Source organism: Pseudoalteromonas sp. 1181_04 (assembly GCF_052850545.1).
In genome coordinates this window covers 20,394-38,245 of sequence record NZ_VXCS01000009.1, presented here as the reverse complement: position 1 = coordinate 38,245, position 17,852 = coordinate 20,394, and the positions used below count along the sequence as shown (strand labels likewise).

Genomic DNA, 17,852 nt, shown 5'->3' with positions numbered 1-17,852 from the left:
TTATTAGGCAGTTATGCAACTTATTCAAATTGATAAAGCTCGTTATCGTAAGCATTTAAACCGCGTTATTATCGGCTGCGGCTTGGCGTTGGCTATTGGCAGTTTAGCAATCTCACAACTACTAATCGCGTTATTCCCTGATGAAAGTGGCAGTCATTTTCATTGGAATTTAATAGGTGTAGTTATTACTAGCCTAACAATTGGCTGGGCGCTGAATAAATACCGCACACATGAATATATGACCGAAGTGGTGTATGTGTGGGATCTCAAACAAGCATTGAATAAAATCACCCGAAAAATGGCAAAATTAAAAGCGGCGGGGCGAGAGGGAAATCCTCAAGCATTGTTAGCAATTCATTATAGTTATGCTGGCTCGCGGTTATTATGGCAACTAGACGATAACACTATCACCATGGATGAATTAGCTATTAAGCAAGCTGAGCTTGACAGTGTGGCGGCTAAGTTTAATGTGACGTTAAACGTTGATGATTATGATGATGTTATTTTGAAGCAATTTTAGTTGCCTTTTTGTTTCTAAAATGTGTAAAGTAGCGTTCGCTTTATAATAAAAAACTTAAAAGGAACTTTAATGACATTAAACAAGCTTTGCCTAGGTGCTTTGCTAACGATTTGTACTTTTTCATCTAATGCAAACGATGTTAATTTTTCAATCGGTGGCGGCTACCCTTACTTTGTTATACCAGAGGTATCATTATCAGCAGCACAAGGTACACAGCGCTGGTATGCTAACTATAAAATAGGCTTAGATGATGGTTTTTCTGTCGGGTTTGAACATGCGCTAACGAGCGATAAAAAGCATGCTTTAGGCTTAGTTGTTGGCGCCATTGGTGCACAAGATGATGGTCGTGAGTGTCCGGATACTGATGATAAAGACATTGGTGAGGCATTTGGTAATATTTTTGGCTGTGCGCTGTCAGGTATGTTTGATACAGAAACGACCAACGGTGTAGGCGTGAGTTATAGTTACCTTTTTAGTGGTTTAAATGAAGGCGGTTGGCGCGTTCGTTTTGAATTAGGCTACGGTGAAGGCAGCAACAGTAATGAAAAACGCGCTGATGGTGGCGTGAGTATTAGTTACGAATTTTAATAATTGCATTAGCTTATATAGGCTTTAGTGATAAATTAAAGCCTACCTCTACCTTGTAATACATAGTGAGTCATCTGATGTAACTGGTTATTTAATTCCTCTTACTAGCACCGCAAATTCCAACCCTGCTTGGTAAATACTACCTGAAAATAGACAACCCACTTGATGGTCGAGCCAGACTTATACCTCTATGCAGCTGTGATTAGTTAGCTGTAAAATCACATTTCATTCAGTTAAATGTAAACGCAGTGGGTGGTGTTTACGTATCACGATGATCAATGTTTAATGATGTTAGATAGGAATCATATGAATAAAATTAACCACAGAAAACTATTAAACAGTAAATGGACGGCCGTTTCACCCGTCAATAAAGAAAAGCATTTTATGATTACGGAAATGGAGTTTGATGAAGAGGGCGTTGTTATCAGCTGTGTTATTGAAGCGGTGATGTCAAAGCGTTCGATGGAAATAAATTGGCATGATTTAAAAGACCAACAGCGCTGGTTACAAGGTTGGAAGTAACCTTGGTATGCAGGTTTTAATTTTATTGGTATCTTATGAATGCATGTTGATGCTAGTGGATGAAATTTAATCATGAAAAAAATACTGATCGTTTGTTTAGGTAATATTTGCCGCTCACCGACTGCGGAGGCGGTGTTAAAGGCTAAAGCATTACAGCGTGGATCACAGTTTGAAATTGACTCAGCGGGTACCGCAGGCTACCACATTGGTAATCCTCCCGATAAACGCTCGCAAGCGGCGGCACTTAAACGTGGCTATAGCTTTGAGGGGATACGGTCACGACAAGTCAACGCTCATGACTTTGAGTACTTTGATTTGATCCTCGCCGCAGATAAAGCCAATTTAGCTGATCTAACTGCACTTTGTCCGGCGCATTTGCAGTATAAGCTGTCGTTATTTTTAGCTTATGGAACCTGCGTTGATGAGATCCCCGACCCTTATTATGGTGGCGAAAATGGTTTTGAACAGGTACTTGATTTAATCGAGGATGCCAGTGACAAAATACTCGATACCTTACAAAAATAGCCCAGTCATGCTGGGCTTAAAACGTGTTTATAAACAGTATTACAAACACTGATGTTATTAGTAATTACGTGTATTTACCTGCCAATTTTAAAGTCTAGCTGCACTTGAGCTTTTGCAACCACTGCTTTTCCGTCTTCAAACTTAGGGGCATAACGCCACTTTTCCATTGCTTTAATGGCTTCTTGTTCAAATGCTTCACCACCTTCAGATTTAATGATAGTGATATTTTTTACAAAGCCAGCGGTGTTAACGTCAAATTCCATTTGCACTGAACCATCTTGCCTAAACCTTGCTTTACTATCTGGGTAGTTAGGTTCTTGACGATAAAGTGGGGTTTGTTGCTGGTTTTCTTGCCACGGCACCATTTTAGCTATAGCTAAACAATGTTTGGTCGCTTCGTCACTTTTACCTGTTTTTTCATAAAGGTGAACTAATTTAGAGTGAGCACTAAGCTCTGTTTCATGATCGAAGCTAAGCGCATCATCAAATACACTTACAACTCGATTTAAACGCTCAATCGCTTTAGAATATTGTCTTTTACCTTCTGCAAAAGCGGCAACTAAAAAGTCAGCTTTGATCCGCTCTACTGAGTTCTCAGGTAAGTTTTGGCTGTAAAACTCGTCTGCCTCAAGTAGGTAACGTTTGGCTTGGTTGTATTTCTTCCCTTGGAAGCCATACGCTAATCCTTGTGCAGCAGCCAGTTTCATATCTGCTACTAATTTTGGGACTTTTTGGACTGCAGCGATTTCAATAACTTGTTTGTATAGGGCGTCGGCTCTATTTACCGAATCAGTATTGGTTGCCATACCAAGCAATGCATCGATGAGTTCAATGCTACTTGCTGGATGATTAGCCGCTAAAATAGTGTAAGCCTGCTCAAACAAGGTAAAACGTTTTTGTTTGTTTTCTGCAGGGTATTGATGAAGCTCATTAGCATAGTTTATGGCTAAATTTGCAGTGTTATCTGATTTATCTCCATAGATTTGCTTACCTAGCAAATAGGCTTGTTCAGCTTTATCTTCTGCGCCTTTACCTTGTTGCTGTGCATCAAGGTATTGCTGGTAAACTATTTTAAATTGACTATGTATAGATTCATCGGCGTGGCTATAACCAGAATAGGCGATGGCAAGACAAAGTAGTAAAGAGGAGGCTTTCATAATGTTCCTTATTATTATGTTTAATTAAATTACACCAAATAGGTACAACTATGTCATTGATTTAGAGTATCGGGTAAGAATTTTGTTTTTGGTGGGGTGGAATTGTCGATTTAGCGCAGGGCAATGCTTGAATTGCGAGTAACTGCCTCAATATAGTTATTACTCATTGCGGTGTTGTATTATTTTCAATGCAGTTTATTTTTGTGATATTATCACGTTTGCATTATCGCATTACTTTTTAATTTTGGATTTGTCGTGGCGCAAGTAAGAGCTAGAGTCCAGCTAAATGTTGGCAAAAACAGTGATATACCCGCAGAAATCGTGTCATTTAGCGATTTAAAAGATGGCCAAGAGCATGTTGCTTTGGTGTTTAATAGTGCTGATAGCGAGCAGTCTGTGCCGCTTATTCGTATGCATTCTGAATGTTTAACCGGTGATGTATTTCATTCATCACGGTGTGATTGTGGTGAACAACTCAACGAATGTATTGAAATGATGCATCAACAAGGTGGTATTTTACTTTATTTACGCCAAGAAGGGCGTGGTATTGGTTTATACAATAAAATTGACGCCTATGTATTGCAATCACAAGGTATGAATACCTATGAAGCAAATAATCATTTGGGCTTTGCTGATGACTTACGTGACTTTTCTGACGCGGTATTAATGCTAGAAGCGATGGGGTTGGCTCACGTAAAGCTGATGACCAATAATCCTAAAAAGCTTAATGCCTTGAAAGATGCAGGTATTGAAGTTGAATCAGTGGTTGGCACGCATGCACACATTAAAGCTGGTTTAGCGGGCAATAAAGCATACCTAGAGACGAAAATTAAGCATGGTGCGCATATGTTAGATATAAAGAAGATTAAAAAACCGTAATTTTAAGCTGTCGTCTATGTAATCCCATCCAACGCCGAGTTATACTCGGCGTGTTTTGTTGTTAATTTAAGAGCAAGTATGTCAATTGAATTACGAGTATTTAAGGCCGATGCAGGGCTGAAATGGTTTAAAGCAGGCTGGCTTATTTTTAAAACTCAGCCTTTTACCTTTATTTTTATGCACTTATTTATAGGTATTATTGGTTTACTATCGCTATTTTTACCTTTTTTACAAATTATAGCAGCCATTGCCACGCCATTTTTAACTGCGGGGTTTTATCAAGCGGTGATCACCAAACAGCAAGGCGGCAAAATTATGTTGGCCGATATCCTAAAGCCGTTTACCGCCAAGGGTAATCGCATGGGGCTGCTTCGTTTAGCGCTTTATCAAATGGCGGCAGGTGTGCTAATGGCCTTGTTAGCTGCTGGCTTATTTGCTGAAGCTGTTGAGATTATGAGTAATCCGAATGTCGATCCTAACATTGCCTTGCAGCAAGTAATTGATAGCATCTCGATGGCAAATTTGGCGCTGTTTTTAATTGCGTTATCGGTGTATTTAACGGCTTTTTCTTATGCAGTGCCGTTGGTTTATTTTAATCAACAAAAACGTATTTTTGAGGTGCTAAAAAGCTCACTTATGGTGTTTTACCACAACATGGCACCATTGAGTGTATATGGGGCAATTACTGCAGGCTTGATGATGCTTTCAATGTTTTTATCATTCTTGCCGCTGTTGGTTTTAATGCCAATTTGCTACATTAGCTTTTTTGTTTCTTATCAAGCTATTTTTATGCCGATCGTACCGCCTGCAGAGGCAGAGCCTGTTGCGCCGCAGCATAATGATCAAAGCGGTCGTTTTGACGCATAATGGCTGAAGAAATGGATGAAGCATTACAAAAGAAGTTAAAAAATTATGTACTTTGGTTACTCGGGCGCCAAGAATATTCGCGTCGAGAGTTAACCCAAAAATTACAGCAAAAAGAGGCGACGCCTGAATTTATCGAAGCTTTATTAGATTGGTGTGAAGAGCACAATTTTATAAATGAGCAGCGTTATGTTGAAGGTTTTGTACGTCGCCACATTGCTAAAAAACATGGCTTAAAACGTATTCAAAGCGAAGCCATGGGCAAAAGGATTGACCGAGCACTGTTAGAAAGTGTGATTGAATCATTCGAAATTGATTGGTTTGGGTTAGCGCAGGATGCGTATTTAAAGAAGTATTCAAATTCACAGAACGACTTCGATCACAAAGAAAAAGCTAAGCGCGTGCGCTACTTAATGTATCGAGGGTTCAGTTACGAACAAATAGATTTTGCAATGCAAGCACAGTAAAAATGGGTGAGACGTTCACATGCAGCACATGACTACCGCACAGATCAGGCAACAGTTTTTAGATTTTTTTGCCTCTAAACAACACCAAATTGTTCCATCAAGCTCGCTTATTCCGGGTAACGATGCGACGTTATTATTTAATAACGCCGGCATGGTGCAATTTAAAGATGTATTTTTAGGCGCCGAAAGCCGCCCTTATAACCGCGCAACTAGCTCACAACGTTGTGTGCGTGCCGGTGGTAAGCATAATGATTTAGAAAATGTAGGCTACACAGCACGCCACCATACATTTTTCGAAATGTTAGGTAACTTCAGCTTTGGTGATTACTTTAAGCAAGACGCGATTAAGTTTGCGTGGGAGTTTTTGACTGACGTTGTAAAACTGCCGAAAGAAAAACTGCTCGTTACTATCTACCATGATGATGAAGAAGCATTTGGTTATTGGGCTAACGAAATTGGTTTGCCTGAAGATCGCATTATTCGTATTGCTACTTCAGATAATTTCTGGTCAATGGGTGATACTGGCCCGTGTGGTCCATGTTCTGAAATTTTTTATGATCATGGCGAACAGATTTGGGGCGGACCTCCAGGCTCACCTGAAGAAGATGGCGACCGTTTCATTGAAATTTGGAACCTGGTATTTATGCAGTATAACCGTCAAAGCGACGGTACGATGGAGCCGCTTCCTAAGCAGTCTGTTGATACAGGTATGGGTCTTGAGCGCATTGCTGCAATTTTACAAGGCGTGCATTCAAACTATGAAATCGATTTATTCCAAGGCTTAATTAAAGCTGCTGCAGAAGTTACCAATGCACAAGATATGGATGATAAATCACTGCGCGTAGTGGCGGATCATATTCGTTCATGTGCGTTTTTAATTTCTGATGGGGTTATGCCATCAAACGAAGGCCGTGGTTATGTACTGCGCCGTATCATTCGTCGTGCAGTTCGCCATGGTAACAAGCTTGGCGCACAAGGTTCGTTCTTCTATAAGTTAGTTGCTGCGCTAATCGAACAAATGGGTCAAGCGTATCCAGAGCTTGCAAAACAGCAAGAAATCATCGAAAAAGTACTGCGTATTGAAGAAGAGCAGTTTGGCAAAACTCTTGAGCGTGGTTTAGCTATTTTAGAAGAAAGCCTGACTGATTTAACTGGCGATGTGATCCCAGGTGAATTGGTATTCAAATTATATGACACCTATGGTTTCCCTGCCGATTTAACCGCAGATGTAGCGCGTGAGCGCTTTATGACGATTGATGAGCAAGGCTTCCAAGAGTGCATGGCTGTACAGCGTAAAACTGCACAACAAGCTGGTAAATTTGGTGCTGACTATAACCAGCAATTAAAGTCTGACAAACACACTGACTTTAAAGGCTATGACGCAACGCACTATAGTGGCACTGTGATTGAAATGTTCGCGCAAGGTGAAGCTGTATCAGTACTTGAAGATGGCCAACAAGGCATTGTGGTACTAGATCGCACACCGTTTTACGCTGAATCTGGTGGCCAAGTTGGCGACACCGGCACATTAACGGTAGCTGGCGGTGAGTTTACAGTAACTAATACTACTAAACTTGGTAATGCATTCGCGCATCACGGAACAGTGATGGGGCGTATTGGTGTGAATGATAAAGTTGACGCTAACATTGATGATAAGCGCCGTGATCGTGTTAAAAAGAATCATACAGCGACGCATATTTTACATGAAGCACTACGTCAGTTATTGGGCGATCATGTGTCGCAAAAAGGTTCGCTCGTAGACCCTGAACGTTTACGTTTTGACTTCTCGCATTTTGAAGCAGTCACGAAAGCTGAACTACGTGAAATTGAGCGAGTTGTGAATGACGAGATCCGTCGTAACTTTGCACTAAATACTGAGCTGATGGCAATCGATGCCGCCAAAGAAAAAGGCGCAATGGCGTTATTTGGTGAGAAGTACGATGATGAAGTTCGCGTAGTGACTATTGGTGATTACTCTATAGAACTGTGTGGTGGTACTCACGTAAATCGTGCTGGTGATATCGGTTTATTCAAAATAGTTTCTGAGAGCGGTATTGCTGCCGGTGTGCGCCGTATTGAAGCGGTAACAGGTGCTGATGCAATTGCTTATGTAAGTGAGCAAGAGCAACACCTAAACGACGTAGCGGCTCTTGTTAAAGGCGACAGCGCATCAGTACTTGAAAAAGTAACTGCCTTGCTTGAAAAGTCGAAAGGGCTTGAAAAGCAAATAGCACAGCTAAGCGACAAGCTAGCCAGTGCTGCGGGTGCATCATTAATTGATTCAATTGTTGAAATTAACGGTGTTAAATTACTTGTGGCAAACGTTGAAGGCACTGAATCAAAAGCCTTACGCGGCATGGTTGATGACCTTAAAAACAAGATTGGCTCAGGTGTTATTGCACTTGGTGTTGCTGATGGCGACAAAGTAAGCTTAATTGCTGGTGTGACTAAAGACTTAACTGGCAAAGTGAAAGCCGGTGAGCTGGTAAATCACATGGCATCACAAGTTGGTGGTAAAGGCGGCGGTCGTCCTGATATGGCGCAAGCTGGTGGCTCTGAGCCGCAAAACTTAACTGCAGCACTTGATAGCGTAACCGCTTGGTTAACTGAGCGTACTTAATAGCTCAGTACGTAAAGTTGATTTAACACTTTAGGAGGCTCAATTGAGTCTCTTAAGGTGTTTACTCTAAATCTGCTTTAACAGCTAAGCCACGTCCTAAATTTATAGCTAAAACGGCATACCTTACTAAATACACACTACCGCATTTTTTATTGCCACTGGATTTACCTTAATTACGAAAAAACTCGGAACTATCCCCATAAACTCTCCACAGCGATGATAAAACTAATTTTTATTGAAACTTTTTCTCGATAACTGCGTCCAAATAGTTAAGATTAATCATAACTTTGAAAAAATAGGCTATGCTTATATCGACTACCGTTATAGTGCACAGAAAAGATTTTAGTAACTACTTGAAGTATTAAATGACAGCCACCATTATATTAACAGTAAAGAAATTTCTGTTGGTTGCTCAGTTACTAAAGTCGCCATTGAGGCAGTGACTATGAAATCATATCCTAGTGTAGTAAGTTTGTTTTTATAGATTAACGTAAACACGTATCAAGATCTGATATTAAAATATTAGTTTGAATAGATGAAACATACTTAGAATTGGCAATAGGCGCATTATAAAGAGTTTTTTTAACAGAAAATGAATCGATTTAGAGTTTTTACTTACTATTAAGGCTTATTTTCTTTAATATACAGACGCGGAATCTTTTAATTTATTGGAATACGGGAGCAAGAGAATGCTAATACTAACTCGTCGAGTAGGTGAAACCCTAATGATTGGTGACGAAGTAACTGTCACTGTACTAGGTGTTAAAGGAAATCAAGTACGTATTGGTGTTAATGCACCTAAAGACGTTTCGGTACACCGTGAAGAAATTTACATGCGTATTCAAGCTGAAAAGTCTAACCCGAATCCGGGCAATGCTTAATCAATTTAATTGATATGAAAGAGCCACTATTTAGTGGCTCTTTTTTTTATGTATTCAATAATCTCATCACTCAGTACGCTGTTTGAAACGTACTGCATGCCGCGACGACTTTTTAAAATAATACCGCGAACAGTAAAAATTACTTCATCAATATCTTGCCATGCTAGCTGATAGCTTTTATGTGGGTTTTCGCTTTTAAAACCGCTTTCATCAATAGTTAACGTTGCCTCAGAGCCTGATGCTCGACTAAGCATTTGCCGCGTTACCCACCAAGGCCTGCGATAATAAAAAGCAACACATTCAAGTACTGCGGCCATGATCAAGAAATTTCCTAAATAGTGTTTTTCTAACCAATAAATAGCTGTAAGTCCTAAACTAACCAATAATACTAAAAAAACATATTTCGGCTTTGCTTGTGCGCTGTAAGGCAGAGACTCATCAAAACATTCGTAAAAGTAGGGTTTATCTAATGTATAAGTGGTGCTAAATGACATGATTAATAAATTCAGGATTACTGTGCGGTTATTTTAGCAAGCTTAGTCGCAAAAAGCCGTTCTTTTAACTGTTCATTTGTTTGTTACTATGAGAGCTTAAGATCTATTTGCGTGATAGGGGATGGTGATGTTTAGTTTAATTGGTTTGACTTGGGCGCTGTCCAGTAATGCGTTTTTGGTGATGGGGGATATGCCATATACTCCAATTGATGAAATGAATTTAGCGCCAATAGGAGCTTTGGGTAAAAAAATAAAAACGACTGAGCATGCTTTTTTGATCCATGTTGGCGATATGAAATCCGGTTCTGAGCCTTGCACCAATGAGTTGCTTGAGAAGCATAAACAGTTACTTACCTCTTTAACTACGCAGCCATTTATTTACACCCCCGGTGACAATGAATGGACTGATTGCGACCGCAAAAATTTAACTCCTCGTTATGATGAATTAGAGCGCTTGGTATTTTTAAAAACCTTGATGTTTGATGATAAATACCTTGAAAAAGCCAATACCTTAGTTGATTTTCAGCAACAGCCTAGCATGCACGAAAATGCGCGTTGGCGGTTCGCTGATGTAGAGTTTATAACGCTGCATATTGCAGGCACCCACAATGGCCGTCGAGAGGTGCTAAAAAGTGATAAACAACTTGCTTATCAACAAGCTGATACAAGAGACGGCAACAACCTTAACTGGTTAGCGCAAGCAAACTCAGCAGCCAAAGGTTATGTGATTGCTTTTCAGGCGGATATTTACACCCATCAAACAGCACAACCAGCATGCAGTAAAACTCAGCCAGAACAGTGTGATGGTTTTAAAGTGTATCGCGATGCTTTGGCGGAATTTGTAAACACAGTAAAAAAGCCGGTATTAGTGATCCACGGTGATACAGGCCCTTATTGTCAGCAACCATTATCACAAAATTTAACGCGACTTAATGTACCCGGTGATTTTATGTTTAGTGACATTGCCAAAGTAAGTCTGGTGCAACAAGATACAGATGTAACTTGGCAGATCAGTAGCTTAAAAAGTGGTAAATCACTTAAGCGGATCTGCCGTTAATGTTCGGCTAAGCCGGCATCGGTCATCAGGTTTTCAAGTTCGTCTTGCAGCTCAAAAAGCTCAGGCTCAATATAACTTAAATCACAATCGCCTTTTAACGCGGTTTCCAGTGCTTCAGCGAGTGCCTTGAGCTTGGGTACGCCAGTGTAACAACAAGCACCGTGAAATTTATGAATAATACTTAGCACATGTTCGCAATCTTGGCTGGCGGTTGCTTCTTCAAGTAGTCGCAGGGTTTCTGGCACACTGAGTAACAACATATTAAGCATTTCAAGCGCCAGTTCGTTTTTACCGCCGGCACGTTGCAGTGCTAATGGCCAATCCAGTGAAGAGCTTACAAAAGGAGGCTCAATAGCAACTAGCTCATTGCGGCTTTTGTCTCGTCGCAGCGGTGATTGTGGACTATGATCACTGATAATTTGTTTCAGCATATCTTCATCAATAGGTTTAGTTAAATACCCTTTAAAGCCATCGGTAATAAGTTGCTCTTTCTCGCCTGCTAAGGCGTGTGCTGTGACTGCAATAATAGGGGTATCTTCGTTTAAGGATGATTCTAGGATCAGTTTACAGGCGGTAATACCGTCCATAATTGGCATTTGAATATCCATAAAAATAATGTCGTATTTATGGCTTTTGCTCAAACTATAGGCTTGTGAGCCATTATGAGCGGTATCGATAGTTTCAATTTGCTCTTCTAATAAAGTACAAAGTAACTTTAAATTGGCATCATTATCATCAACGACTAATACTTTTAGCGGTAATAACTTTTCGTCATTTTCTTCAATATTGTGTACGGGATGATCGAGTCGATAAGGTGCTGCAAGCACTTCACAGAGCTTGCGGTGGTTCAGCGGTTTACTTAAACACGCATCTGCACCACAGCCAATATATGCTTCGCGCATATTATGCGATACCGAATTAAGCATTAAATACAGGTAGTCAGTCGATTCACGGACTGCTTTGATATAGCTTTTTAAGCGTTGCATTTCGTCAACTGCGGCAACATGACCAATAATACAAATATCGTAATTAAACTCTTTGTTTAACTCTTGTAAAAAGGTTTCTTGGTCAAAGCACGCAGTAACCCTTGTTTGCCACTCGGTGAGTAAAGAGAGCACCGCATTATGGGTATGTTCATGCGGTTCTAGGTATAAAATACGTTTATTTGCAAGAGATCTACTTGGTAAGTCGCTGTTATAAATATGGCTTGGAAGCCTAAATACACCATTAAAAGTAAAGCAGGTGCCGTTACCAGGTGCTGAGTTTAAGGTAATGCGGCCACCCATGGTTTCAACTATGTGCTTGGTAATAATTAAGCCAAGGCCTGTGCCACCAAATTTACGGGTAATGCTTGAATCAGCTTGGCCAAAAGGAGTGAACAAGGCATCTTGTTTATCCATTGGAATGCCAACGCCTGTATCGGTTACCGACACTAATACTGAGGTCCGTTCTTCATCAAGTAAACGATGGCCAACATCAATTTTAATTGAGCCTTTTTCAGTAAACTTAATTGCATTACTAATCAAGTTGATCAGAATTTGTTTAAAGCGGGTCGGATCACCAGTAATGTTATCAGGCACCAGTGAGTTGATATAAATCGATAGCTCTAATTGTTTTTCATGCGCACTGGGGGCCAGTAGCGTAAGTACTTCGTTTATTGTGTCACGTAGTTGAAATTGAATGGACTCAAGTTCCATGGCGCCTGCTTCAAGCTTCGAAAAATCTAAAATATCGCTGATGATAGTCATTAAACTATTGGCTGAGAGTTCGATGGTATCGAGGTAATCTTTTTGGTGTTTATTTAGCGGTGTTTTATGTAATTGACGAGTAAAGCCAATTACACCATTGAGTGGTGTGCGCAGTTCGTGACTCATTTTCGCTAAAAAGTCCGATTTTACGCGGTTGGCGTCTTGGGCATCGGTTTTAGCAATACTGAGCTGAATATTCTGTGTTTCGTATAATTCTAACGACTCGCGCAAGTCACTGGTCGCCTGATCGATGTGCTTTTGCATTTCATCTTTTTGCATCACCATAGTATCAGAAATGGTGTTTAGCCCTTGGCGTAATAATTCAAACTCGCCCATCATCGGAGCGGTTAGGCCGGTTTCTCTTTTCCCTTCGATTAATTTGTCGGTAGCCAGTACTAACTTATTTAATGGGGTCATAAACATATGGCTAAGCCTGATGGCTAAAATAGCCGCCAACACTAAGGCTAAAATAATTACAATACCGCTGACTAATAATGCCTGTTGCTGACCAATAATCGCTTGGTCTTTGTTGAGCTGAATAACCACAGTGCCAAGGGATGTTTGAAACGTTGCATTATTCCACTGTGCGTCTGGCGTTGAGTGGTTGATGATCGGCGTAAAAAATGTAATTAAGTGGTCGCTGGGCACTACTTTGGTGTTTTTTCCTGCTTGCAAGTACTCACTGTGCAGTAGATCATCAAAGTCACGGTGATAGTTACTGGTTAATACCAGTTCATTATGCTCGTCAAAAATGGCGATGGTTTTAATTGCTGGAGAGTGTTTATTATGCGCATGGCTGATCAAACGGTTTAGTAGCTGTTTATTTTTTGCTAATAATGGCTGTTCAATGGCAATCGACAGGGGCTCGGAGATAGTCGCACCTTGCTGATATAAAATTTCATCAAGCTCAATGTAACGATTTATTGTAAAATAGCCGCCAAGTAGTAATCCGATAATCACTGTGGGAATAAGTGTTAGCGTTAAAACTGAGTCGCGCAAACCAAGTTTAGTCATAAGTGAACGTTGTTATCATTATTAGTTAGTTAAAGAGTATATACTTATAAGCTAGTAATCAATCACCCTCGTAGAATCAATATTTAAGGTGTTGCCCGATGGCGCAGTTTTTCCAAGCAAAAAAGAAAACCCTTTCTGGACAGTCGTTAACTTTAGCCATTTCAGGAATGGATCATCAAGGTCGGGGGATTGCCAAGCATAATAATAAAGTGTGCTTTGTTAGCGGTGCACTGACAGGTGAAACGGTTAAGGCCAAACTAACCGAAGATAAAGCTCGTTATAGCGCGGCTAAAACGATAAAAGTTGAGCAGGCCAGTGAAGCACGGGTTAAACCGTTTTGCGAACATTATCAACAATGTGGTGGTTGCCAATTACAGCATTTGCGACTTGACCAACAATTAGTTGAAAAGCAAGTGGCGGTGAGCCAGCTGTTTTCAAAGTTTGCCAAGCTTGATGCAATGAACTGGCAAGCCCCGTTATTGAGCGAGCCGACGCACTACCGTCGCAGTGCGCGGTTAGCGGTGATGTTTGATAAAACCGCAAAAAAAATGCGGGTTGGTTATCGCGCGCAAGGTTCTAAACAAATTGTCAGTGTGCAGCAGTGTGCAGTACTGAGTGACGATTTTGCCGCAATTTTTACTGTTTTTGATCAGTTATTAAACCAATATGGCGAACTTCGCAGTGTTAGCCATATACAATTATGCCAAGCAGATGAGCAAAATTTTGTGGTGATCCGCCACACTAAAAGCATCAGTGATAAGCTAAAAGCAACTATTGAGCAGCAGGGGCTTGATCATCAGTGGCAAATTATATGGCAAGGAGATACTCAGCAAATTAACCACAGCCATTTACCTATGCCGTTTTATAGCTTACCTGAGCTTGGACTAAAATTTACTTTTGGGCTGGAAAACTTTATTCAAGTCAATGCGCAGGTAAATCAAGCTATGCTTTCTCAAGCGGTTGACTGGCTTAGTTTAAAAGGGGACGAACAGGTACTAGACCTATTTTGTGGGATTGGTAACTTCGCTTTAGCGCTGGCAAATAACGCAAAAAGCGTAATTGGTGTTGAAGGAGTGGCTTCTGCGGTTGCAATGGCGGCGCAAAATGCGCAAACTAACCATATAGCCAATGCTCATTTTCATTGTTTTGATTTAACACAAACAATGCAGCAAGCTCCGTGGTTTAGTAAAGAGTTGAATGTATTAGTACTGGACCCTTCACGTACCGGTGCCTTAGCTATTTTAGAGCAACTGCCTCTGAAGCAATTTAAAACGATTTTATATGTATCTTGCGACCCTGTTACTTTAGCCCGTGACAGCGCAATTATTACGCAAGCTGCATTTTCACTTGAAAAAATAGGGCTAATGAATATGTTTCCACACACGGGGCATATCGAAACGATGGCGTTATTTCAACGGAGGTAGAGCGCATTATGGTAGCTACTCGGCAATCACACCAACACGACAAACCGGGTGATTTTAGCACACGACTTGGTTTACTTAACTTAACGCAAGAAAAGCGCGAACTATTAAGTAAAGCGAATACCCTTTGCGCTGAACTGCATAATCATCAGCAACAAAATATTGCCATGGAAATGGTCGAAATTTTGGTGGAAATGAATCTCGATGCAGACACCCTCGCTACCGCATATATTACGCCGAGTTTTTTGGCTAATCTAATCGACATCGATACAGTAAGCGATGTGATGGGGAGCCATGTGGCAACTCTGCTAACGGGTGTTGCACAAATGGCTACTATTAGCACTTTGGCTCATCAAGGTACTGGCACCGTTCAAGTTGATAATATACGCCGTATGTTATTGGCGATGGTTGAAGATGTGCGCGCTGTGGTTATTAAACTTGCTGAGCAGGTATGTCATTTACGAGAGGTTAAAAACGCCAACGAAGAAGAGCGGGTGATTGCTGCAAAAGAAACCGCTGATATCTTTGCGCCACTTGCTAACCGGTTAGGGATTGGGCAATTAAAGTGGGAGCTGGAAGATCTATCGTTTCGCTATTTGCACCCTGATGTGTATAAAAATATTGCCAAGCAATTGGATGATAAGCGCCTAGGTCGCGAAGCTTATATGGTAGATATGGTTGAGCAAGTTAAAACTAAACTGGCTCAAGCAGGTATTAAAGGCGAGGTATATGGTCGGCCAAAACATATCTACAGTATTTACAAAAAAATGGCGCAAAAGAATTACGAGTTTGACCAGTTATTCGATATTCGCGCCATGCGTATTGTGGTGGATGAATTGCAAGATTGTTACGGTGCGCTGGGGATCGTACACACCAATTGGCGCCATCTAAATAAAGAATTTGATGATTATATTGCCACCCCTAAACAAAATGGTTATCAATCTATTCATACCGTAGTATTTGGCCCAGAAGGCAAAACGGTTGAAATCCAAATTCGTACCCACGCGATGCACCAAGATGCTGAGCTCGGAGTCGCTGCGCACTGGATGTATAAAGAAGGGGCGTTACCTGGGCGTGGTTCTGGGTATGAGCAAAAAATTAGCTGGTTGCGTAAATTATTGCAATGGCAAGAAGAGGTGGTTGATGGCAGCGATTTAGCCGAAGAGCTAAAAAATCAAGTGGTCGAAGATCGGGTGTATATTTTCACCCCTCGAGGCGATATTTTTGATTTACCGCTGGGCGCAACACCATTGGATTTTGCTTATTATATTCACTCAAATGTCGGTCATCGTTGTATTGGTGCAAAAGTATTTGGCAAAATTGTGCCTTTTACCCATCAATTACACACTGGCGATCAGGTTGAAATTTTAACCCAAAAACAACCTAATCCTAGCCGCGATTGGTTAAATCCATCACTGGGATATATTAAATCATCCCGCGCGAGAGCGAAAATACACCACTGGTTTAAACAACTCGATCGCGATAAAAATCTCAGTGCTGGTAAAGAAATTCTAGATAATGAATTGCAAAAGCTCGATCTGACCTACAAAAACTTAGAGCCGGCTATTACTCGCTATAACTTTAAAGAGTTAGATGACTTAATGGTTGCGATTGGCGCCGGTGATGTGCGTTTAAATCAGTTGCTGAATTTTATCACGGATCGCTCTGATGACGAGCCCGTCATCCGCTTTAAGAACCCGACTAAAATCAGCGGTGATAAAAATGGTATCGTGGTTGATGGGGTTGGTAGTTTAATGAGCCATGTGGCTAAATGTTGCCGCCCAGTTCCTGGTGAGTCAATAATCGGTTATATCACGCAAGGGCGTGGCATAGGTGTGCATAGGACTGATTGTGATTCTTTTAATAATCTAAGAACACAACATCCTGAGCGTGTTATTGCGGTTAGTTGGTCAGACGAAATTAACGGCTCTTATGCCCTGTGTATTAAAATTGAAGCAAGTGACAGAGCTGGGCTTATACGTGATATTAGTTCGGTACTGGCCAATGAAAAAGTTAATGTGCTGAATATGAATATGGAAACCGTGGACGACCGCCAATTAGCGTTGTTTACCATGCAAGTGGAAGTACATGATTTATCAAGTACCAATCGATTACTATCAAAATTAGATCAAATCGAAGGCGTGCATGAAGCAAAACGTAGTCACTAGGAATGTAAATGAACCAGACAACTAATACCTCAACGAATACATTAACTGAGTTATTAGCCATTATGGCTAAATTACGTGACCCAGCAACAGGCTGCCCGTGGGATTTAAAGCAAGACTTTACATCCATCGTACCGCATACCTTAGAAGAAGCATACGAGGTAGCCGATTGCATTGAAAAAGGTGATTTCGGTGAGCTTAAAAATGAACTGGGTGATTTACTCTTTCAAGTGATTTTTTATGCGCAATTGGCACAAGAGCAAGGGTTATTTGATTTTAATGATGTAATGGCTGGGCTAAATAATAAGTTAGTGCGTCGCCATCCACATGTATTTGCCGATCAGCAAGGGCTGACTGAACAACAACTCAGTGAGCAGTGGCAAACCATAAAAGCACAGGAGCGGGCAGCAAAAGCTGAACCGCAGAGCAACACATTATGGCAAGATATACCTGCAAATCTGCCTAGTTTGAGTAAAGCCAAAAAAATTCAGCAGCGGGTTGCAGGATTAGGCTTTGATTGGCCTAGTTATCATGGTGCATTAGATAAAGTGGCTGAAGAAGTTGATGAAGTAAAAGAAGCGTTAGCCGTTGATCCATTTTCAGCACACAGCGCAGAAGAAATCGGCGATTTATTGTTTGCTACAGTTAATGTAGCACGGCATATTAAACGTGACCCAGAGCAATTATTACGTAGCGCCAACGATAAGTTTTCAGCGCGATTTGAAAAAGTACAAGCCTATTTATGTGAGCGTGGGCAATCGCTTGATACAGCAACCCTTGCTGAAATGGATGCCGCATGGGATGCGATAAAAAAGCAGCAGTAAATAATGCGAAACGCTGAGTGCGTTTTTTGTGCAGAGAATTACTAACTTTCGCTGGATTGATGGCAGTGCCTTTGCTATAATTTCGCCCCGTCTTGATTCTATATTT

Annotated in this window: 16 protein-coding genes; 13 read left to right on the top strand and 3 right to left on the bottom strand. The window is 40.9% G+C overall.

Annotated features, from left to right (window positions below):
• Positions 1 to 13 precede the first annotated feature (13 nt).
• The 4 genes from FW757_RS09005 to FW757_RS08990 all read left to right on the top strand — a co-directional run bounded on the left by FW757_RS09005 (position 14) and on the right by FW757_RS08990 (position 2,155).
• On the top strand, positions 14 to 520 hold the full coding sequence (locus FW757_RS09005) for a DUF3087 domain-containing protein (RefSeq protein ID WP_182739897.1): 507 nt from the start codon (positions 14 to 16) through the stop codon (positions 518 to 520).
• Between the two features lie 69 nt (positions 521 to 589).
• Entirely contained in the window at positions 590 to 1,108 is a 519-nt protein-coding gene (locus FW757_RS09000) for a hypothetical protein (protein ID WP_404676334.1), read from the top strand.
• A 306-nt stretch (positions 1,109 to 1,414) separates the two neighbouring features.
• Positions 1,415 to 1,630: a TIGR02450 family Trp-rich protein gene (locus FW757_RS08995; RefSeq protein WP_145240894.1), complete on the top strand. Its 216-nt coding sequence runs from the start codon at positions 1,415 to 1,417 to the stop codon at positions 1,628 to 1,630.
• Between the two features lie 72 nt (positions 1,631 to 1,702).
• The gene (locus FW757_RS08990) at positions 1,703 to 2,155 is read left to right on the top strand and encodes a low molecular weight protein-tyrosine-phosphatase (RefSeq protein WP_145240896.1); all 453 of its coding nucleotides are present in this window, start codon (positions 1,703 to 1,705) and stop codon (positions 2,153 to 2,155) included.
• Positions 2,156 to 2,229: 74 nt separating this feature from the next.
• Here FW757_RS08990 and FW757_RS08985 read toward each other — a convergent pair whose 3' ends face one another.
• Complete coding sequence (locus FW757_RS08985) at positions 2,230 to 3,312, bottom strand: energy transducer TonB (RefSeq protein WP_145240898.1); 1,083 nt, start codon at positions 3,310 to 3,312, stop codon at positions 2,230 to 2,232.
• Between the two features lie 255 nt (positions 3,313 to 3,567).
• On the opposite strand from FW757_RS08985, the gene FW757_RS08980 reads away from it, so the two are divergent.
• The 5 genes from FW757_RS08980 (at position 3,568) to csrA (ending at position 9,023) form a co-directional block, all read left to right on the top strand.
• On the top strand, positions 3,568 to 4,191 hold the full coding sequence (locus tag FW757_RS08980) for a GTP cyclohydrolase II (RefSeq protein ID WP_182768045.1): 624 nt from the start codon (positions 3,568 to 3,570) through the stop codon (positions 4,189 to 4,191).
• Positions 4,192 to 4,269: 78 nt separating this feature from the next.
• On the top strand, positions 4,270 to 5,058 hold the full coding sequence (locus tag FW757_RS08975; RefSeq protein WP_149981689.1) for a BPSS1780 family membrane protein: 789 nt from the start codon (positions 4,270 to 4,272) through the stop codon (positions 5,056 to 5,058).
• An 11-nt stretch (positions 5,059 to 5,069) separates the two neighbouring features.
• A complete protein-coding gene (locus FW757_RS08970) occupies positions 5,070 to 5,522 on the top strand; it encodes a regulatory protein RecX (RefSeq protein ID WP_145240947.1) in 453 nt (150 codons plus the stop codon).
• Between the two features lie 19 nt (positions 5,523 to 5,541).
• Positions 5,542 to 8,142 carry an alanine--tRNA ligase gene (gene alaS, locus FW757_RS08965; RefSeq protein ID WP_145240904.1) on the top strand — a complete coding sequence of 867 codons (2,601 nt, stop codon included), beginning with the start codon at positions 5,542 to 5,544 and terminating at the stop codon, positions 8,140 to 8,142.
• Positions 8,143 to 8,831: 689 nt separating this feature from the next.
• Entirely contained in the window at positions 8,832 to 9,023 is a 192-nt protein-coding gene (gene csrA / locus FW757_RS08960; protein ID WP_004587515.1) for a carbon storage regulator CsrA, read from the top strand.
• A gap of 26 nt (positions 9,024 to 9,049) precedes the next feature.
• On the opposite strand, the gene FW757_RS08955 is transcribed toward csrA, so the two are convergent.
• Entirely contained in the window at positions 9,050 to 9,517 is a 468-nt protein-coding gene (locus FW757_RS08955) for a YcxB family protein (RefSeq protein WP_145240906.1), read from the bottom strand.
• Positions 9,518 to 9,644: 127 nt separating this feature from the next.
• On the opposite strand from FW757_RS08955, the gene FW757_RS08950 reads away from it, so the two are divergent.
• Entirely contained in the window at positions 9,645 to 10,574 is a 930-nt protein-coding gene (locus FW757_RS08950) for a hypothetical protein (RefSeq protein WP_182718026.1), read from the top strand.
• Here the strand turns inward: FW757_RS08950 and barA are convergent.
• Complete coding sequence (barA, locus tag FW757_RS08945) at positions 10,571 to 13,336, bottom strand: two-component sensor histidine kinase BarA (RefSeq protein ID WP_149981683.1); 2,766 nt, start codon at positions 13,334 to 13,336, stop codon at positions 10,571 to 10,573. The two genes, FW757_RS08950 and barA, sit on opposite strands and share 4 nt — an antisense overlap.
• A 98-nt stretch (positions 13,337 to 13,434) precedes the next feature.
• On the opposite strand from barA, the gene rlmD reads away from it, so the two are divergent.
• Genes rlmD through mazG form a run of 3 tightly spaced genes read left to right on the top strand, consistent with a single transcriptional unit; the run spans position 13,435 to position 17,746 of the window.
• Positions 13,435 to 14,760, top strand: coding sequence for a 23S rRNA (uracil(1939)-C(5))-methyltransferase RlmD (gene rlmD, locus FW757_RS08940; protein ID WP_182785106.1), 1,326 nt, complete (start codon positions 13,435 to 13,437; stop codon positions 14,758 to 14,760).
• Positions 14,761 to 14,768: 8 nt separating this feature from the next.
• The gene (gene relA, locus FW757_RS08935; protein ID WP_145240914.1) at positions 14,769 to 16,925 is read left to right on the top strand and encodes a GTP diphosphokinase; all 2,157 of its coding nucleotides are present in this window, start codon (positions 14,769 to 14,771) and stop codon (positions 16,923 to 16,925) included.
• 8 nt (positions 16,926 to 16,933) lie between these two features.
• Positions 16,934 to 17,746, top strand: coding sequence for a nucleoside triphosphate pyrophosphohydrolase (gene mazG / locus FW757_RS08930; RefSeq protein WP_145240915.1), 813 nt, complete (start codon positions 16,934 to 16,936; stop codon positions 17,744 to 17,746).
• The last annotated feature ends 106 nt before the right edge of the window (positions 17,747 to 17,852 follow it).